Raw genomic sequence first — 18,804 nt, 5'->3', positions numbered from 1 at the left:
CTTACTCGTAAAGTCTCAGGTCTCGGGCGCGGCTCAGGCCGTCGCCTTGGTGACGGACGGATCGATGAGCACGTCGTCTCCGTCGATCACGACCTCGTACACGGGGACCGGCTCGTAGGCCGGGAGGTTCAGCGGGCGGCCGGTCTTCAGCGAGAACGCCGAGCCGTGCGCCCAGCACTCCAGCGTCTCGCCCTCGACGAATCCGTCGGACAGCGAGATGTCGCCGTGCGTGCAGACGTCGCCGATGGCGTGCACGTCGCCGTTGCCGTCGAGCACGACCGCGATGGCCACGCCGTCGATCTCGACGCGACGGGCCTCGTCCTGAACGAGCTCGCTCAGCGCACAGGCACGGGAGGCGCTCACGCGGGAGCCCCCTCGGCCAGCTCGTGCTCGATCGCCTCGATGAGCTCGGTCTCGAGCTCCGGGATGCCGATGCGCTGCACGATCTCGCTGAGGAAGCCGAGCACCACGAGGCGACGCGCCTCGTCTTCGGCGATACCGCGGGCCTGCAGGTAGAACAGCTGCTCGTCGTCGAAACGTCCGGTCGCGCTGGCGTGACCGGCGCCCTGGATGTCGCCCGTCTCGATCTCGAGGTTCGGGATCGAGTCGGCGCGAGCGCCGTCGGTGAGCACGAGGTTGCGGTTGGCCTCGTAGGAGTCGGTGCCCGTGGCATCCGGTCCGATGAGGACGTCGCCGATCCAGACGCTGCGCGCGCTCTCGCCCTGCAGCGCACCCTTGTAGAGCACGTCGCCGACCGTGTGCGGACCCTTGTGGTGCAGGTAGACCTGCGACTCGAGGTGCTGACCGGCGTCGGAGAACGACAGACCGTACAGACGGCCCTCGGCACCCGGGCCCGAAAGCTCCACGGAGGGGTTCACGCGCACGACGCCGCCGCCGAAGCTCACCACGACGTGCGTGAGCTTGGCGTCGCGGTCGACGCGGGCCTGGTGGGATGCCGCGTGCACGGCGTCGTCGTTCCATCGCTGCACCGAGACGACCGTGAGGTCGGCGCCGTCGCGCACGATGATCTCGACGTTCTGCGCGTGGTTCGCGGTGCCCTCGTGACGCAGCACCACGGTGCCGCGGGAATTCGGCTGCGCCTCGATCACGACGTGCGCGTGCGCGAGCCCGCCGGTGCCGGTCAGTCGAACCACGATGGGCGCGTCGAGCTCGAAGTTCGCGGGGATGCGCAGCAGAGGCGCCTCGGCCTCGTGCGTCCATGCGAGGGCGGCGGTCAGGTCCTCGGGCCGGAAGTGCTCCCCGCGGGGGGCGTCGCCCGGAGCGAGCCGGAGCTGCTCGACCTCGGCGGGCGCCTCGACGTCGACGGTCACGACGCCGGTCGGACCGGCCTCGTCGACGAAGAGAGGCGCCAGCCGGTCGATCGGGCTGAGCTTCCAGTTGACCTCGCGCCCGGTGGGCGTGCCGAAGTCGGCCGGGTCGAACGAGGTCTTCCGCTCCGAGCGCGTCTGCACCGGAACGACGGATGCCACGAGGGCTGCCGGGTCGATGTGACCCTCGGCGGCTGCGGGGGTTTCGGTCGCAGTCGTCACTTAACCAACACTGCCTTCCATGCCCATCTCGATGAGCTTGTTGAGTTCGAGCGCGTACTCCATCGGGAGCTCGCGGGCGATCGGCTCGATGAAGCCGCGCACGATCATGGCCATGGCCTCGTCTTCGGGCAGGCCGCGCGACTGCAGGTAGAACAACTGCTCCTCGCTGACCTTCGAGACGGTCGCCTCGTGACCGAGCTGCACGTCGTCGACGCGGATGTCGATCGCGGGGTAGGTGTCGCTGCGCGAGATCGTGTCGACGAGCAGCGCGTCGCAGCGCACGGTGTTCGCGGAGTGGTGCGCATTGGCATCCACGCGGACCTCGCCGCGGTACCCGGCACGACCGCCGCCGCGGGCGATCGACTTCGAGACGATCGACGACTGCGTGTACGGCGCCATGTGGATCATCTTGGCGCCGGCGTCCTGGTGCTGACCGGGACCGGCGAAGGCGACCGAGAGGGTCTCGCCCTTGGCGTGCTCGCCCATCAGGTAGATGGAGGGGTACTTCATCGTCACCTTGGAGCCGATGTTGCCGTCGACCCACTCCATGGTCGCGCCCTCGTGGGCGACGGCGCGCTTGGTGACGAGGTTGTAGACGTTGTTCGACCAGTTCTGGATCGTCGTGTAGCGAACGCGGGCGTTCTTCTTCACGATGATCTCGACCACGGCAGAGTGCAGGGAGTCGCTCTTGTAGATGGGAGCGGTGCAGCCCTCGATGTAGTGCACGTAGCTGTCTTCGTCCGCGATGATCAGAGTCCGCTCGAACTGGCCCATGTTCTCGGTGTTGATGCGGAAGTAGGCCTGCAGCGGGATCTCGACGTGGACGCCCTTGGGCACGTACACGAACGAACCGCCCGACCAGACGGCCGTGTTCAGCGCGGCGAACTTGTTGTCGCCGGCCGGGATGACGGTGCCGAAGTACTCCTCGAAGAACTCGGGGTGCTCGCGCAGGGCGGTGTCGGTGTCCATGAAGATGACACCCTGCTGCTCGAGGTCCTCACGGATCTGGTGGTAGACGACCTCGGACTCGTACTGCGCGGCGACGCCGGCGACGAGGCGCTGACGCTCCGCCTCGGGGATGCCGAGCTTCTCGTAGGTGTTGCGGATCTCTTCCGGGAGGTCTTCCCAGGTCTGCGCCTGCTTCTCGGTCGAGCGCACGAAGTACTTGATGTTGTCGAAGTCGATCTCCGACAGGTCGGCACCCCAGGTGGGCATCGGCTTCTTGCCGAACAGCTGGTAGCCCTTGAGGCGGGTCTTCAGCATCCACTCGGGCTCCGACTTCAATGCGGAGATGCCGCGGACGACGTCTTCGTTGATGCCGCGCTGCGCGATGGCGCCCGCCGCGTCGGTGTCGTGCCAGCCGAACTCGTATTGCCCCAGGCTTTCGAGCTCGGGTCGGTCGATGAGGACATCGGACATGGTGATCACTCTCCTTCTCGGGCCACAACGGTGTCATCCGCCCCGACATTCCGGACTCCGATCGAAGTCACAGCTTGGTCGCTGGTGGGCCCGCTCGAAGGCGCTGGCTGCGCGCCTAGACTGTCTGTCGTGCGGATCGCGTGAGCGCTGCACACGGACCCTTCGATTCTACAGGCAACACCCGCTCCCGGCATGGCAGGCCCGCTCTCCCGAACGCCGGGACGGCCTCGACGCCAGGAAGCCGCACGCATGCCCTCCGCCTCGTCCCCCTCCCCCTCGTCCCGCGTCCCGGGAGTGCTGCAGCGCGCGGGCGCGTGGCTGCCCACGGAGGTCGACCGGCGGGTGAAGGTGTTCGCCTGGCTGTCGTTCATCGCCGAGGTGCTCATCATCGGCACCGGCGGCGCCGTGCGACTGACGGGCTCGGGCCTGGGCTGCCCCACCTGGCCGCGCTGCACGGCGGACTCCCTCGTGAACACCCCCGAGATGGGCATCCACGGCATCATCGAGTTCGGCAACCGCACCCTCACGGGCCTGGTCGGCATCCTCGCCCTCGCGGTGGTCGTGCTGGTGTGGCGCATGCGCCACGAGCGTCGCGTGCTCTTCGTGCTCTCGCTGGTCGTCCTCGGCGGCATCGTGGCCCAGGCGGTCGTGGGCGGTATCACGGTGCTCACCGGCTTGAACCCGTTCATCGTCGGGTTCCACTACGTCGCGTCGGTCGTGCTGGTCTCCGTGTGCGCGGCCTTCCTGGTGCGCATGAACCAGCCGGCGGGACCGCGCGCCCTCGCCGTGCCGCGCTGGTTCGCCGGACTCGTTCACGCGACGACCGGGCTGCTCGCCCTGACCATCGTGTTCGGTGTCCTCACCACGGGGGCGGGACCGCACTCCGGCGACGCGTCCGCGGGGCGCAACGGCTTCGATGCCGAGGTGCTCGAGCACGTGCACTCCTGGCCCGGGTATGCGCTGTTCGCCCTGACGCTCGCCGTGGTCGTCGCGGCGTGGCGCCTGCGCCTGCCGCTGCGCCGGTGGGCCCTCGCCCTCCTCGCCGTCGAGCTCGTGCAGATCGCCGTCGGCCTCTACCAGGCGCGCAACGGCCTGCCCGAGTTGGCCGTCGGCACGCACATGGTGCTCGCGGCTCTGGCCGCAGCGACGATGACCGTCGTGGTGCTGCGCCTGAAGGCCCCGATCGCCGCGTCCCGGATCGAGCGGGATCGCGCCACCGCCGACGCCCGCGCCTGACGACCCGCGTTCTCCCCCTTATACGCTCATAGGGCATTCATCGGCGACCCCTAGGCCCCGTCAGGACGACTGAGAGAACCTTGATGCTCCGGGTCCAGCCCGGGCACTCCCGATGCCACCGCGTCGGGAGACGCCAGTCCGGTGCCCCCGCACCGGAACGACAAGGAGTACTCCCCATGAAGACCCGCCCCCGCCTGGTGACCAGCATCCCGTTCTGGGTGCTCGTCGTCGCCTCCCTGGCCGCCATCGCCGGTGGACTCGCGATCGTCCTGAACGGGATCGATGCGATGGAACAGGTGCTCAACGACCCCAACGCCACCGTCGTGCAGGTCTACGTCGGTCAGTCCTGGGTCGTCGTGGGCGCCGCCGTGCTCGGCGCCGGTGCGATCGGCATCGCCCTCGCCCTCGCCCTCGGCGCCGCCGCGGCCCTGACCCGTCGCCCCGAGGTCGCGATCGAGACGATCGACTGGAACAGCGACGACGAGACCGCTGCCGAGACCTCGGCTCCCGCCGCCCCCTTCGCGCCGAGCACGACCGCCGCACCCCTCGCGGTGGAGGACGCCGACGTCGAGACCCCCTCGACCGCGACCGCTCCCCCGCAGGCCGCCGCAGCTGCTCGCCACGACGAGCCCACGCTCGACACCGGAGACGGCACCACGCGTCGCTGACGCCGGTCTCGCACGAACGCCCGCTCCCGTCCAGGGGGCGGGCGTTCTCGCGTGCGGTCGAGACCGGAGCGTTCGACGATGGCGGGTGCGCGCGCGTTCATGTCGCCGCGCTCAGACCGGCGACGTACGTCCGGCGGGCGCATCTCACGCATGAACGTCTCCTCCGCGCATGGACGCGAGACCAGCGGTCTCATCCGCGCGTGGATCGCGTTCATGCGCGCGCACGGTGCGCTCGCGTCGGGCACTCGCACCGCGGCCGTTCGAGGACACGGCATCCGGAATCGCGAACGCCCGCCCCGAGAGCGGGACGGGCATCGACGAGACGGATCAGAAGGGAAGCAGCGGGTCGACCGCGATGGCGACGAACAGCAGCGTCAGGTACGTGATCGACGCGTGGAAGACGCGCATCGGCCGAGGCTCTCCGCCGCGCACGGCGCGGGAGTAGAGGCGGTGGGATTCGTAGATGAACCAGCCGCCGAACACCAGCGCCGACACGCTGTAGACCAGGCCCATCGAGGCGACGGGGATCAGCAGGAGCGAGCAGGCGACGGTGGCCCACGCGTAGAGGATGACCTGCAGACCCACCTGCGACCCGCTGCGGGTGGCGCCGAGCATGGGGACGTCGACCTCGTCGTACTGCGCCGCGTACTTCATCGACAGCGGCCAGTAGTGCGGCGGCGTCCACAGGAACACCAGTGCGAACAGGATGAAGGGCGCCCACGAGAGCGAACCCGTCACCGCCGACCACCCGATGAGCACCGGGAAGCAGCCCGCGATGCCGCCCCACACGATGTTCTGCTCGGTGCGGCGCTTGAGGATCATCGTGTAGATGACCACGTAGAAGAAGATCGCCGCCGCCGACAACCCGGCGGCGAGCGGGTTGGTGAACGCCAGGAGCCACACGGTCGAGACGACCGCGAGCGTCCACGCGAAGATCAGCGCGCCCCGCGGCGAGACCTCGCCGGTCACCAGCGGACGGTTCACGGTGCGCTGCATGTGGGCGTCGATGTCGCGGTCGAGGTACATGTTGAACGCGGCCGCCGACCCGGCGCTCAGCGAGCCGCCGATCACGGTGGCGAGGATGAGCCAGAGGTTGGGCAGTCCACCCTGCGCCAGGATCATCACCGGCACGGTGGTCACCAGCAGAAGCTCGAGGACGCGGGGCTTCGTCAGAGCGACGTAGGCCCGGAGGGTGCGTCCGACGGAGCGGCGATCGGTCGTCGCAATGACGTGCGACGTCGTCGAGATGTCCATCGTCCCCCGGGGTAGCGCGTATGAATCCCTCCGATTCTATGCCATCCCCACCACACCCCCGGCCGCCTGTCGACCCCCGTCACGAACGGCAACGGCGTCGGTCGTTCTCGCTATGCTGGCGAAGAACGCGCGCCCCGCGCCGACACCCCACCCCCCTCCCACTCCTACGGTGACGAGCGCGGACGTCGGTTGTGAACCGGGCGCAGGATCGAGAAAGGCACCGTGTTGTCGGACTTCGAATGGGACGAGATCGATCGGCGCGCGGTGGACACCGCACGCATCCTGGCGGCTGACGCCGTCGAGAAGGTGGGCAACGGCCACCCGGGCACGGCCATGTCGCTGGCCCCCGCCGCCTACCTGCTGTACCAGCGGGTGCTGCGCCACGACCCGGCCGACACGCACTGGCCCGGCCGCGACCGCTTCATCCTGTCCGCCGGACACTCCTCGCTCACGCAGTACGTGCAGCTGTACCTCGGTGGCTTCGGCCTCGAGCTGAAGGACCTCCAGGCGCTGCGCACGTGGGGCTCGCTCACCCCCGGCCACCCCGAGTTCGGCCACACCGACGGCGTCGAGATCACCACCGGACCGCTCGGCCAGGGCCTGGCATCCTCGGTGGGCTTCGCCTATGCCGCCCGCTACGAGCGCGGCCTCTTCGACGCCGAGACCCCGGCGGGCGAGAGCCCCTTCGACCACTTCGTCTACGTCATCGCCGGCGACGGCGACCTCCAGGAGGGCGTGACCAGCGAGGCCTCCTCGCTCGCCGGCCACCAGGAGCTCGGCAACCTCATCGCGATCTACGACTCCAACCAGATCTCGATCGAAGACGACACCAACGTCGCCTTCACCGAGGACGTCCAGAAGCGCTACGAGTCGTACGGCTGGCACGTCCAGACCGTCGACTGGAAGAAGACGGGGCAGTACGTCGAAGACGTCGCCGAGCTGCACGCGGCGATCGAGGCCGCCAAGGGCGAGACCAGCAAGCCGTCGCTCATCATCCTCAAGACCATCATCGGCTGGCCCTCGCCCGGCAAGCAGAACTCGGGCAAGATCCACGGTTCCGCCCTCGGCGCCGACGAGCTGAAGGCCACGAAGGAGGTGCTCGGCTTCGACCCCGAGCAGCACTTCGCCGTCGCCGACGACGTGCTCGAGCGCACGCGCGAGCTCGTCGAGCGCGGGGAGGCCGAGAAGGCCGCCTGGCAGGAGAAGTTCGACGCCTGGGCCGCGAAGCACCCCGAGCGCAAGCAGCTGTGGGACCGCCTGCAGGCCCGCGAGCTTCCCGCCAACATCGCCGACGCGCTCCCCGCGTTCGAGGCCGGCAAGGACGTCTCCACCCGCGCCGCCAGCGGAACGGTCATCAACGCCCTCGCCGCCGAGCTCCCCGAGCTCTGGGGCGGTTCGGCCGACCTCGCCGAGTCCAACCTGACGACGATCAAGGATGCCAAGTCCTTCATCCCCTCGTCGTGGTCCACGCACGAGTGGTCCGGCGACCCCTACGGCCGCGTGCTGCACTTCGGCATCCGCGAGCACGCCATGGGCGCGATCCTCAACGGCATCGTGCTGCACGGACCGACGCGTCCGTTCGGCGGCACCTTCCTCATCTTCAGCGACTACATGCGCCCGCCGGTGCGTCTGGCCGCGCTGATGAACATCCCGACGATCTTCGTCTGGACGCACGACTCCGTCGCCCTCGGCGAAGACGGCCCCACGCACCAGCCGATCGAGCAGCTCGCCACGCTCCGAGCCATCCCGAACTTCGCCCTCGTGCGTCCCGCGGATGCCAACGAGACCAGTGTCGTGTGGCTCGAGATGCTGCGCCGCACCGCCGGTCCCGCCGGTATCGCCCTGACGCGTCAGAACATCCCCGTGTTCGCCCGCGGCGAGGGCGCGGCATCCGGTAACGAGTTCGCCTCGGCCGCCGGCGCCGTCAAGGGCGCGTACGTGCTCGCGGAGGCGAAGAACGGCGAGCCCGACGTGATCCTGATCGCGACCGGTTCCGAGGTGCAGCTCGCCGTCGAGGCGCGCGAGACCCTGGCCGCCGAGGGCGTCCACGCCCGCGTGGTGTCGGCTCCGTCGCTGGAGTGGTTCGCCGAGCAGGACGAGGCCTACCGCGAGTCGGTGCTGCCGTCGTCGGTGAAGGCGCGCGTGTCGGTCGAGGCGGGCTCCGCGCTCAGCTGGGCGGGCATCGTCGGCGACGCCGGCCGTTCCGTCGCGATCGACCACTTCGGCGCCTCGGCCGACTACAAGACCCTGTTCCAGAAGTTCGGCATCACGGCCGAGGCCGTCGTCGAGGCCGCGCGCGACTCGCTCGCCGCGTCCAAGAAGTAATCAGAGGAGAACCACGACAATGAGCACTCCCACCGCAGACCTCTCCGCCCAGGGCGTCAGCATCTGGCTCGACGACCTCTCGCGTCAGCGCATCCAGTCCGGCAACCTCGCCGAGCTCATCGAGAAGCGCAACGTGTCGGGCGTCACCACCAACCCGACGATCTTCGCCGGCGCCCTGTCGAAGGGCGAGGCGTACGAGGGTCAGGTCCAGGAGCTCGCGGCCGCCGACGCCAGCGTCGACGAGGCGATCTTCTCGATCACCACCGACGACGTGCGCGACGCGTGCGACATCTTCCTGCCGGTCTTCGAGGCCACGAACGGCGTCGACGGCCGCGTGTCGATCGAGGTCTCCCCCGACCTCGCCCACGACACCGAGGGCACCGTCGCTCAGGCGAAGGACCTCTCGGCGCGCGTGGACCGCAAGAACGTCCTCATCAAGATCCCCGCGACCAAGGCGGGCCTGCCCGCCATCACCGAGGTCATCGGTGCGGGCATCTCGGTCAACGTCACGCTCATCTTCAGCCTCGAGCGCTACGAAGAGGTCATCGACGCGTACCTCGCCGGTGTCGAGAAGGCGCAGGCCGCCGGTCACGACATCACGACCCTGCAGTCGGTGGCGTCGTTCTTCGTCTCGCGCGTCGACACCGAGATCGACAAGCGTCTCGCTGCGATCGGCACCGACGAGGCCGCGGACCTGAAGGGCAAGGCGGGCATCGCCAACGCCCGTCTCGCCTACGAGCTGTACGAGAAGAAGTTCTCCGAGGACCGCGCGAAGAAGCTCCTGGATGCCGGCGCCACGGTGCAGCGTCCCCTCTGGGCCTCGACGGGTGTCAAGGACCCCGCGCTGCCCGACACGCTCTACGTGACCGAGCTCGTCGCCCCCGGCACCGTCAACACGATGCCGGAGAAGACCCTCGAGGCCACGTTCGACCACGGCGTCATCACGGGTGACACCGTGACGGGCGCGTACGCCGAGGCGCACGACGTCTTCGACCGCCTCGCGGCGGCCGGCGTCGACGTCGCCGACGCGACGCAGGTGCTCGAGGACGAGGGCGTCGAGAAGTTCATCGCCTCGTGGCACGAGCTGCAGGACACCGTGAAGACCGCTCTGCAGGCCGGAAGCGCCCAGGCCGCCAAGTGAGCTTCGCCGTCAAGGTCACCGGCCACGTCAAGTCGGTCGTCGACGCCGAGCTGCCGGCTCTGACCGGCTCGCTCGTCGCATCCGGCATCACGGCCGGCGACGCCTCCCTGTGGGGCGCCGCCGCCGAAGACGAGGCCTCGCGTCGGCTGGGGTGGGTGGGGGCGGTCTCCGTCTCCCGCCCCCTCGTGCCCGAGATCACCGCCCTGCGCGACGACCTCGTCGCGCAGGGCGTGACCCGGGTGGTCCTGGCCGGAATGGGCGGCTCGTCGCTCGCGCCCGAGGTCATCGCCCAGTCGGCGGGGGTGCCCCTCGTCATCCTCGACTCCACGGCCCCCGGGCAGGTGCTCGCGGCCATCGACGGAGACGCCGAGTCGGGTGGGCTCGAGCAGACCGTGCTCGTCGTGTCCAGCAAGTCGGGGTCGACGATCGAGACCGATTCCGCCAAGCGGGCCTTCGAGACCGCCTTCCGCGACGTCGGCATCGACCCCGCGACGCGCATCGTCGTCGTGACCGACCCGGGCTCCCCGCTCGAGCAGTCGGCCCGCGCCGACGGCTACCGCGTGTTCACCGCCGATCCGACCGTCGGGGGGCGCTACTCGGCGCTCACCGCCTTCGGCCTCGTGCCGGCGGGGCTCGCGGGAGTCGACATCGACGACCTGCTCGACGAGGCCGACGCCACGCTGCTCGAGGTGGCGATCGACTCCCCCGAGAACCCCGCCCTCGTGCTCGCCGCGGCCATCGCCGGCGGCGGAGCGCACCGTCGCGACAAGCTCGGGCTCGTCACCGACGGAAGCCACCTGATCGGCCTGCCCGACTGGATCGAGCAGCTCGTCGCCGAGTCCACGGGCAAGGACGGCACCGGCATCCTGCCCGTCGTGCTGCTCCCCGTCTCGCCCGAGCTCGACGCGAAGCCCGACGATCTGCAGGTCGTGCGCTTCGTCGACGACGCCGACGCGTTCCACCTGTTCGAGCGCCACACGGGCGAGGTCCTGGTGAGCGGCTCGCTCGGCGCGCAGTTCGTCGTGTGGGAGTACGCGACCGCGATCGCCGGACGGATGCTGGGCATCGACCCGTTCGACCAGCCCGATGTGGAGTCGGCGAAGGAGGCGACCCGGGGACTGCTCGAGGCGCAGCCCGTCCCGACGGCGCCGGCGTTCGTCGCCGACGGCGTCGAGGTGCGCGTCTCCGACCCGGCCCTCGCTGAGAGCGGCACCGTCGAGGGCGTCCTCGCGGCCCTGTGGGCCCGCGTGCCGGCCGACGGCTACGTGAGCGTGCAGGCGTACGTGAACCGGCTCGACCTGGCCCAGCTGTCGGGGCTGCGCGAACTCGTGGCGGCCGACACCGGCCGTCCCACCACCTTCGGGTGGGGTCCGCGGTTCCTGCACTCCACCGGGCAGTACCACAAGGGCGGACCCGCCACCGGCGTGTTCCTCCAGATCATCGAACGCACCGACGTCGACCTCGAGATCCCGGGGCGCCCGTTCACGTTCGGACAACTCATCCAGGCACAGGCCGCGGGAGACGCGAGGGTGTTGGCGGAGGCCCATGGTCGTCCCGTCGTCACGCTGACGCTGACCGACCCGCAGGTCGAGGTGCTCTCACTCTTCGAGGCGGCACAGTAAGCATGGTCGTAGAGATCACACCGGGTCACAATCCTCTGCGCGATCCCGAGGATCGCCGACTCAACCGCATCGCGGGTCCGAGCGCGCTCGTGATCTTCGGCGTGACGGGCGACCTGTCGCGCAAGAAGCTCATGCCGGCGGTCTACGACCTCGCCAACCGCGGCCTGCTTCCCCCCGGATTCGCGCTGGTCGGCTTCGCCCGCCGCGACTGGGAGGACCAGGACTTCGCGAAGGTGGTCTACGAGTCGGTCAAGAAGTACGCGCGTACGGAGTTCCGCGAGGAGACGTGGAAGGAGCTCCTCGAGGGCATCCGCTTCGTGCAGGGCGAGTTCGACGACCCCGAGGCGTTCGCGCGCCTGCGCGACACCGTCGACAAGCTCGACACCGAGCGCGGCACGATGGGCAACCACGCCTACTACCTGTCGATCCCGCCGAAGGCGTTCCCGCTGGTCACCACCCAGCTGAAGGCCTCGGGACTGGTCGGAGAGAAGGGCGAGGACACCACCGGGTGGCGCCGCGTCGTCATCGAGAAGCCCTTCGGGCACGACCTCGCGTCGGCCCGCGAGCTGAACGAGGTCGTCGAGAGCGCGTTCCCGGCCGACTCGATCTTCCGTATCGACCACTACCTCGGCAAAGAGACCGTGCAGAACATCCTCGCGCTGCGCTTCGCGAACGAGCTGTACGAGCCCATCTGGAACCGCAACTACGTCGACCACGTGCAGATCACGATGGCGGAAGACATCGGTGTGGGCGGTCGCGCGGGCTACTACGACGGGATCGGCGCCGCGCGCGACGTCATCCAGAACCACCTCCTGCAGTTGCTCGCCCTCACGGCGATGGAGGAGCCCATCAGCTTCAACGCCGCCGACCTGCGTGCCGAGAAGGAGAAGGTGCTGGCCGCCGTCCGCCTGCCGGAGAACCTCTCCGAGGCGACCGCGCGCGGTCAGTACGCCGGGGGCTGGCAGGGCGGGGAGAAGGTGCTCGGCTTTCTCGAGGAAGACGGCATGAACCCCGAGTCCGTCACCGAGACGTACGCGGCGATCAAGCTCGAGATCAACACCCGCCGCTGGTCGGGGGTGCCGTTCTACGTGCGCAGCGGCAAGCGTCTCGGACGCCGCGTGACCGAGGTCGCCGTGGTGTTCAAGCGCGCCCCGCAGCAGCTGTTCTCGCGCAGCCAGACGCAGGAGCTCGGCCAGAACGCACTCGTCATCCGCGTGCAGCCCGACGAGGGCGTCACCATCCGCTTCGGGTCGAAGGTTCCGGGCGACGGAACGCAGGTGCGCGACGTCACGATGGACTTCGGGTACGGCCACGCCTTCACCGAGGCCAGTCCCGAGGCCTACGAGCGCCTGATCCTCGATGTGCTGCTGGGCGACCCGCCGCTGTTCCCGCGGCACGAAGAGGTCGAGCTCAGCTGGAAGATCCTCGACCCGATCGAGGAGTTCTGGGCCGCCGAGGGCGGTCCTCTCGAACAGTATTCGCCCGGGTCGTGGGGACCGGCATCCGCCGATGAACTCCTCGCCCGCGACGGCCGCACCTGGAGGCGCCCGTGATCATCGATCTGCCCGACACGACTGTCAGCGCGATCTCCAAGAGCCTCGTGAGCGTGCGCGAAGAGGGCGGCGCCGTCGCCCTCGGGCGCGTGCTGACGCTCATCATCGTGACGCACCACGGCGCCGAGGAAGAGGTCATCGAGGCCGCGAACGACGCCTCCCGCGAGCACCCGATGCGCGTCATCGCCGTGCTACTCGGCGACGAGGACGAGGATCCGCGTCTCGACGCGCAGATCCGCGTCGGCGGCGACGCGGGCGCGAGCGAGGTCGTCGTGCTGCGCGCCCACGGTGCCGCCGCCTCCAACGCCGAGAGCCTCGTCACGGGTCTGCTCCTGCCCGACGCCCCCGTCGTGGCCTGGTGGCCCGCAGAGGCGCCCGAGAACCCGTCGCGCTCGGCCATCGGCCGCATCGCCCAGCGCCGCATCACCGACGCCTCGTCGCAGGCGGATCCCGCGGGGTGGGTCGCCCAGCTGGGCGAGCACTACTCCCCCGGCGACACCGACTTCGCGTGGACGCGGGTCACCCGGTGGCGCGAGCAGCTCGCCGCGGTGCTGGATCAGCCGCCGTTCGAGCCGGTCACCGCGATCGAAGTGCGCGGCGCCGCCGACTCCCCGTCGACCGCTCTGCTGGCGGCCTGGCTCGGGATGAAGCTCGAAGCCCCGGTCGATTACGCCTACCTGCCGTCCGAGGAGTGGGCGAGCGGCATCAAGTCGGTGCGCCTCACGCGACCGAGCGGCGACACGCTGCTCGAGCGACCCGAGGCCGGCATCGCCGTGCTCACCCAGCCCGGTCAGCCCACGCACGATCTCGCCTTCCCGCGCCGCACGCTCCGCGAGTGCCTGGCGGAGGAGTTGCGCCGACTCGACCCCGACCTGCTCTACGGGCGGGTCATCACCGAGGGCCACGATCTGCTGCGGGCGGCGAGCGAACAGGACGCATCGTGACCGACGGCGGCGCGGCCAAGCGCGTCATCATCAAGCGCGATGCGCAGACTCTCGCCGAGTACGTGGCGACCCGGTTCATGAACCGCATCGTCAAGCGCGTAGCCGAGGGCAAGCGCATGCACGTCTGCCTCACCGGCGGCACGATGGGCGGAGCGGTCCTGCGCACGGCCGCCCGCGATCCGCGGGTGACCGAGGTCGATTGGTCGCTCGTGCACTTCTGGTTCGGTGACGAACGCTTCGTGCCCCGCGACTCCGACGACCGCAACGAGAAGCAGGCGCGCGAGGCGTTCCTCGACCACCTCGACATTTCCGCCGAGAACATCCACGTCGTCGCCTCCAGCGACGACGGTCTCGACCTTGATGCCGCGGCCATCGCCTACGCCGACGAGCTTGCCCAGTTCGCCCCGTCCGATCGCAGCGAGACCGGACCGTGGCCGTCGTTCGACATCTGCTTCCTCGGCGTCGGCCCCGACGCGCACATCGCCTCGCTGTTCCCCGACCGGCCCGAGATCTCGGTCACCGACCGGGCCACGGTGCCGGTGCGCGACTCCCCGAAGCCGCCCAGCGACCGCGTCTCGCTGACGCGGCCGGTGATCAACTCCTCGAAGCGCGTGTGGATGGTCATCGCGGGCGCCGACAAAGCCGCCGCCCTCGGCCTGGCCCTGGCCGGGGCGAGCTACCAGAGCGTGCCCGCCGCGGGGGCGAAAGGACGCCGACGCACGGCGTTCTTCGTCGACGAGGTGGCCGCCGACCAGGTTCCGCCGCAGCTCATCGACCGCGAGTACTGAGCGCCGCGGCGCCCGGTTCGCGCGCAGCGACGGCGCAGAGCCTCCTGCCGCGGCCGCAGGTACCGGCGACGGAACACCGACGGCGGGAAGGGCTCGGATGCATCGCATCCGGGCCCTTCCCGTGTTCCGCCCGGAAATCCTCCGGCCCTTGCCATCCCCGGCGCAGCGGCCTACCCTTCCTGCAGGGGGGGCATCCTGAACCGGCGCGGCGATCTCGATCGTCGCTCACCGGCTCACGCTAGAGGGAGCGTCGGATGCCATTCTTCGGTCGCGCGCGAGAGCTCGACATCGCACGGAAGACCGTCGGATTGCGCACGGGAGCCGCGTGCGTGTTCGTCGGCGATGCGGGCCTGGGCAAATCGGCCCTGGCCCGTGAACTCGCGCGCGAGCATGCGGCGAGTCTGGTCGCGGTGAGTCCGAGCGAGCGGATGTGGCCGTACTCGGGGCTCTCCGCCGTCGCCGCCGGACTCGGCGGTGCACGCGGCGCCGCGATCGACGGCATCCTGGATCGCGGACGCGACTGGCCGGAGCACCTGCTGGCCGAGGAACTCAGCCGCACGCTGCATCTGATCCGCGACGACGGCGCCGTGCTCGTGATCGACGACCTCGACGAGATGGACGGGGCGAGCCTCACGGTGCTGTCGTTCGTGTTCGGGCGCCTCCGCGGCACGGGCGTCACGATCCTCGCCACGGTGGGGGCGCTCGGACAGCGTCACGAGGTCATTGCGGTGCCGCACGTGCACCTCGAGCCCCTCGCGTTCGAGGCGGCCGCGGAGCTCGCACGGGAGATCGTCGGTCCCGCGAGCGCGGCGGCCGTGCGACACGTCGTCGTGATGTTCACCGGCGGCGACCCCGGCGTGCTCACTCGCGTGCGGCTGACCGCCGCCGAGGCGGCCGGCGAAGACGCCCTGCACCTCCCCCTGCGCCTGTCGGAGGACCGCAGCGGTCGGCCGCGACGCGACGGCTTCTCGCCGCGCGGACCCCGGACGGATGCGGTGCTCGACCTGCTCTCGATCGGCCCCGTGTACGACTACGACCGGTTGCGACTCGCCGCCCTCGCCGAGGGCGTCGACGTCGACCAGCTGATCGACGACGGCACGGTTCGCGTGCACGACGATCTGGCCCGCATGAGCGATCCGGCGCTGCGGCTGCGGCGTCACGCGGCGATGGCCCCGGAGGATCGTCGCCGGCTGCACGCGCAAGCCGCCGACGACCACCGCGGTCGCGACCGTGCGACGCAGCTGTGGCACGAGAGCTTCCTCGAGCCCGGCGGCGACCGCGGCCCGATCCTCGCGGCGGCGGTCGGTTTCGCGCGCGCCGGGGAGACGGCATCCGCCGTCGAATTCGCCGAACGCGCACTGTCGGGCTCCCTTGACGACGAGGGCCGCACCCGCGGACTCGTCGACCTCGGGAGCGCGCTCGTGCTCCAGGGGCTCGACCTGCTGGGGCAGCACTACCTGCGTCGCGCCGGCCGCAGCGACGACGCCGCGGTCCGGGTGCGCGCGGCGATCGCTCGTCTTCGTGCGGGGGCGAGCGTGGACCAGGTGATCGACGATGCCCTCGCCCGCGACGAGACCGACGCGGAATGGGCCGAGGGGGTCGAACGCCTGCTCTGCGAGAACGCCCGGCTGCACCTCGCACGCGGGGAGGTCGCCGAGGCGCTCGGGTGCCTCGACGCCGCCGCAGCGGCGAGCGTCGCATCGACCGAGACAGGGCTGCTGCGCCTGCTGATCGCCGAGCTCGGATCCACGGGCCCCACGGCGACACGCCCCGTGCCGCCACCGCTGGACCCCTCCGCCGTCGCCGCGGACGCACCGATCGAGATCGCCTCCCTCGCCGCGAGCCTGCGCATGCTGCGCGAGGAGTACGCCGCCGCTCGACGGCAGGCGACCGAGCTGCTGGAACGCATGCCCCGCGTGGCGCCACTGTGGCGCGAGCGACTGCTGCGCCTCCTCGTGACCTGCGAAGTGCGCGGCGGCGACCCGACGGCGGTGCGCGAGGCCATGACGGCCTGGCGCCACGAGTGGCCCCCGGGTCGCCCGGAGGACGCCGCGACGACCCTGCTGTGCGCCGCGGCGGCCGCGGTCGACCCCCTCGACGCGAGCGCTCCCGACCTCATCGCCCGGGGCCGCCACCTGTGCCGGCGCGAGGGGCGGACGGCCCTCCTGCCGTTCTTCGCCGCGTTGGAGGGGAGCCTCGCCCTGGCCGAGGGACGGTACGAGGACGCCGTGAGCCTGCTCCGTGCGGCCGGTGACGCCCCGGGGTCGGACGACCCCTCGCTGCTGCGCATCGACGCCGACCTGATCGAGGCCCTGTGGCTGACCGGCCGCTCGTCCGATGCGCGTCGCGAGCTCGCCCGGCTCGAGGCGGCCGCCGCCCGGCATCCGCGCCGGTGGACGACGCTCGCCGTGGCACGTTCCCGTGCCGTGTGCCGCTCGGGGGAGGATGGGGCGCGCGCATTCCGCGACGCCGACGCCGTGCTGCTCAGCACCGACTCCCCGTCGGAGCACCTGGCCCTGCGCGCGACGCTCCAGCGGTGCCTGCCGATGGCGGAGCGCTCCCCCGCGCCGCGCGTGAGCGCGGCCCCGGCCCGCGGCCGCGTGCTGTCGCCGCAGGAGCAGGAGGTCGTGGCCCTGGTGCAGCAGGGGCTGCGCAACCGAGAGATCGCCTCGGCGCTGTTCATCTCGCTGCGCACCGTCGAGCTGCGCTTGACCCGCATCTACCGCAAGCTCGGGGTCAGCTCGCGCGTCCACCTCGTCTCGCTGCTCCGGGGAGCGGCGACGCCGTGACCGACACGGGCACCGGCGTCGCGGAGAGGCGGCGCCGACCCCCGTCGGCGGAGATCCGCAGGGATGCCGAGGGCAGGGCATCCGCCCTCGTCGGTGCCGCCGCGAGAGCGGCGGGGCGACGGTCGGGGCTGCGCCACCGCCCGTCGGACGGACGCCCCCACGACGACACCAGCGCACGCAGGCACAGCATCGCATCCCACACCCGCAGCAGTGGGAACAGCAGCATCCACACGCGCGGCCGGGTGCCCGAGAGCGCGCAGGCGAAAACCGTCATCAGCGCGTCCACGAGGAGGAAGGCCAGCGCGAGCGGTGCGACCGGCAGCGCCGCCGACACCGCCGCCGCCGTCTGCGCCGCCGGTCCCGTGAGCACGGCCGCGCCCCCCGCCGCGAGCCCGGCGACCAGCAGCACCGGGAGCGCCGCGGCGAGCACGAGGCTGGAGACGACGGTCTCGATCGCGAACACCCCCACCGAAGCCCAGAACAGTCCGCGCCGCAGGCCGTGCCGCCGCACGGTCTGCCAGAAGCCGAGGCTCCACCGGCGCACCTGGGCCGTGTAGTCGCGCAGGGTCGCGGGATCCTGCGTCTCGGCCACCGCGCAGCCGGGGTGGAACGCGATGCGACCCAGGCCCTTCGCGTGCACCTCGAACGTCATGTTGAAATCCTCGATCGACAGCCCCGGGGCCTCGATGTCGATGCGATCCAGCACATCGGTGCGGTAGAGGCTCGCGAACCCCGGCACGATCGCCACGGCGTCGGCCCCGCGCGCGGCCTGACCGAACTTGTGCAGGTACTGCGTGCAGACGTAGGTGCGTTCCCGATACGCCGTGAGGACGCGACCGACGGCGGTGCGCGGGGTGTCGACGGCTGTCGTGGCACGACCGGCGACCGCGACCACCCCGTCGTCGGTGAACAGCGGGAGCGCGGTGCGCAGGTAATCGGGACGAGGGCGCGAGTCGGCGTCGAGCAGGAGCAGGAGAGGGAACCGGGCGGCGATGCCGAAATGATCGAGCCCCGCGCGGATGGCACCGGCCTTGCCGCGGTTGGGGACGAGGTCGAACGCCGTCGCACCGGCCCGACGTGCTCGTGCGACGGTGTCGTCGCTCGAGCCGTCCGACACCACGAAGACGTTCCCGGCCGGGACGAGGCGCCGCGCGGCGGCCACCGCATCGGCGATGACGAGCTCCTCGTCGTGGGCGGCGATCAGCACGGCGACCTCGTCGGCGCGGTAGAACATCGACGGCGCTCCCCACGGCGGCGCCGCGCGGTGCTCGGCGAGCAGACGCAGGATGCCGACCGTGCCCCACACCAGCGTCGACACGCCGACCGTCGCGACGGCGACCACGATCGCGAGCGCCACGGTCACGGCATCCGCCGCTCATCGCGCACGGATCGGGATGCCGGGGCCCGCCGTTCGGACCGGGGCACCGGGACCACGGGGGTGCAGGGGCGCCGAGATGCCGGGGCCGGAGGCCGACGCTCGACCTCGAGAGGGGGCAGGACAGGGCTCACGGGTTC

General features: G+C 70.9%; 14 protein-coding genes. 9 read left to right on the top strand and 5 right to left on the bottom strand.

What is annotated here, in order from left to right; all coding sequences use genetic code 11:
• Nucleotides 1-33: 33 nt before the first annotated feature.
• The 3 genes from RWH44_RS08830 to sufB are packed head-to-tail and all read right to left on the bottom strand — an operon-like array spanning nt 34 to nt 2,969.
• Nucleotides 34-363 (bottom strand): non-heme iron oxygenase ferredoxin subunit, encoded by a 330-nt coding sequence (locus RWH44_RS08830; protein WP_076675369.1) that lies wholly within the window; start codon nt 361-363, stop codon nt 34-36.
• Nucleotides 360-1,550 carry a Fe-S cluster assembly protein SufD gene (gene sufD, locus RWH44_RS08825; protein ID WP_316004304.1) on the bottom strand — a complete coding sequence of 397 codons (1,191 nt, stop codon included), beginning with the start codon at nt 1,548-1,550 and terminating at the stop codon, nt 360-362. Before sufD ends, RWH44_RS08830 begins: the two co-directional genes overlap by 4 nt.
• A complete protein-coding gene (sufB, locus tag RWH44_RS08820; RefSeq protein WP_316004303.1) occupies nt 1,551-2,969 on the bottom strand; it encodes a Fe-S cluster assembly protein SufB in 1,419 nt (472 codons plus the stop codon).
• A gap of 249 nt (nt 2,970-3,218) precedes the next feature.
• Here sufB and RWH44_RS08815 point away from each other — a divergent pair, with 249 nt between their 5' ends.
• Entirely contained in the window at nt 3,219-4,205 is a 987-nt protein-coding gene (locus RWH44_RS08815) for a COX15/CtaA family protein (RefSeq protein ID WP_316004302.1), read from the top strand.
• Nucleotides 4,206-4,381: 176 nt separating this feature from the next.
• A complete protein-coding gene (locus RWH44_RS08810; RefSeq protein ID WP_298873058.1) occupies nt 4,382-4,873 on the top strand; it encodes a dinucleotide-utilizing enzyme in 492 nt (163 codons plus the stop codon).
• 327 nt (nt 4,874-5,200) lie between these two features.
• On the opposite strand, the gene RWH44_RS08805 is transcribed toward RWH44_RS08810, so the two are convergent.
• A complete protein-coding gene (locus RWH44_RS08805; RefSeq protein WP_298873060.1) occupies nt 5,201-6,127 on the bottom strand; it encodes a heme o synthase in 927 nt (308 codons plus the stop codon).
• Between the two features lie 225 nt (nt 6,128-6,352).
• On the opposite strand from RWH44_RS08805, the gene tkt reads away from it, so the two are divergent.
• The 7 genes from tkt to RWH44_RS08770 all read left to right on the top strand — a co-directional run bounded on the left by tkt (nt 6,353) and on the right by RWH44_RS08770 (nt 17,289).
• A complete protein-coding gene (gene tkt, locus RWH44_RS08800) occupies nt 6,353-8,452 on the top strand; it encodes a transketolase (protein ID WP_316004644.1) in 2,100 nt (699 codons plus the stop codon).
• Nucleotides 8,453-8,471: 19 nt separating this feature from the next.
• Complete coding sequence (gene tal, locus RWH44_RS08795) at nt 8,472-9,593, top strand: transaldolase (protein ID WP_316004301.1); 1,122 nt, start codon at nt 8,472-8,474, stop codon at nt 9,591-9,593.
• Complete coding sequence (locus RWH44_RS08790) at nt 9,590-11,215, top strand: phosphoglucose isomerase-related protein (RefSeq protein WP_316004300.1); 1,626 nt, start codon at nt 9,590-9,592, stop codon at nt 11,213-11,215. Before tal ends, RWH44_RS08790 begins: the two co-directional genes overlap by 4 nt.
• 2 nt (nt 11,216-11,217) lie before the next feature.
• Nucleotides 11,218-12,768: a glucose-6-phosphate dehydrogenase gene (zwf, locus tag RWH44_RS08785; protein ID WP_298873065.1), complete on the top strand. Its 1,551-nt coding sequence runs from the start codon at nt 11,218-11,220 to the stop codon at nt 12,766-12,768.
• Entirely contained in the window at nt 12,765-13,712 is a 948-nt protein-coding gene (locus tag RWH44_RS08780; protein ID WP_298873067.1) for a glucose-6-phosphate dehydrogenase assembly protein OpcA, read from the top strand. Before zwf ends, RWH44_RS08780 begins: the two co-directional genes overlap by 4 nt.
• Nucleotides 13,709-14,500, top strand: coding sequence for a 6-phosphogluconolactonase (pgl, locus tag RWH44_RS08775; protein ID WP_316004299.1), 792 nt, complete (start codon nt 13,709-13,711; stop codon nt 14,498-14,500). Before RWH44_RS08780 ends, pgl begins: the two co-directional genes overlap by 4 nt.
• Nucleotides 14,501-14,754: 254 nt before the next feature.
• On the top strand, nt 14,755-17,289 hold the full coding sequence (locus RWH44_RS08770; RefSeq protein ID WP_316004298.1) for a helix-turn-helix transcriptional regulator: 2,535 nt from the start codon (nt 14,755-14,757) through the stop codon (nt 17,287-17,289).
• Here the strand turns inward: RWH44_RS08770 and RWH44_RS08765 are convergent.
• Complete coding sequence (locus RWH44_RS08765; protein ID WP_316004297.1) at nt 17,237-18,652, bottom strand: glycosyltransferase family 2 protein; 1,416 nt, start codon at nt 18,650-18,652, stop codon at nt 17,237-17,239. The genes RWH44_RS08770 and RWH44_RS08765 overlap by 53 nt on opposite strands.
• Nucleotides 18,653-18,804: the final 152 nt, after the last annotated feature.

The organism is Microbacterium phycohabitans (genome assembly GCF_032464935.1).
Lineage (GTDB): Bacteria > Actinomycetota > Actinomycetes > Actinomycetales > Microbacteriaceae > Microbacterium > Microbacterium phycohabitans.
This window is presented reverse-complemented; position numbering and strand designations above follow the sequence as displayed.

Bases quoted from the DNA above. Each gene is read 5' to 3' on its own strand.
- sufB (WP_316004303.1), bottom strand. From the start codon at position 2,969: ATGTCCGATGTCCTCATCGACCGACCCGAGCTCGAAAGCCTGGGGCAA.
- RWH44_RS08810 (WP_298873058.1), top strand. From the start codon at position 4,382: ATGAAGACCCGCCCCCGCCTGGTGACCAGCATCCCGTTCTGGGTGCTC.
- tal (WP_316004301.1), top strand. From the start codon at position 8,472: ATGAGCACTCCCACCGCAGACCTCTCCGCCCAGGGCGTCAGCATCTGG.
- RWH44_RS08805 (WP_298873060.1), bottom strand. From the start codon at position 6,127: ATGGACATCTCGACGACGTCGCACGTCATTGCGACGACCGATCGCCGC.
- zwf (WP_298873065.1), top strand. From the start codon at position 11,218: ATGGTCGTAGAGATCACACCGGGTCACAATCCTCTGCGCGATCCCGAG.
- RWH44_RS08770 (WP_316004298.1), top strand. From the start codon at position 14,755: ATGCCATTCTTCGGTCGCGCGCGAGAGCTCGACATCGCACGGAAGACC.
- RWH44_RS08815 (WP_316004302.1), top strand. From the start codon at position 3,219: ATGCCCTCCGCCTCGTCCCCCTCCCCCTCGTCCCGCGTCCCGGGAGTG.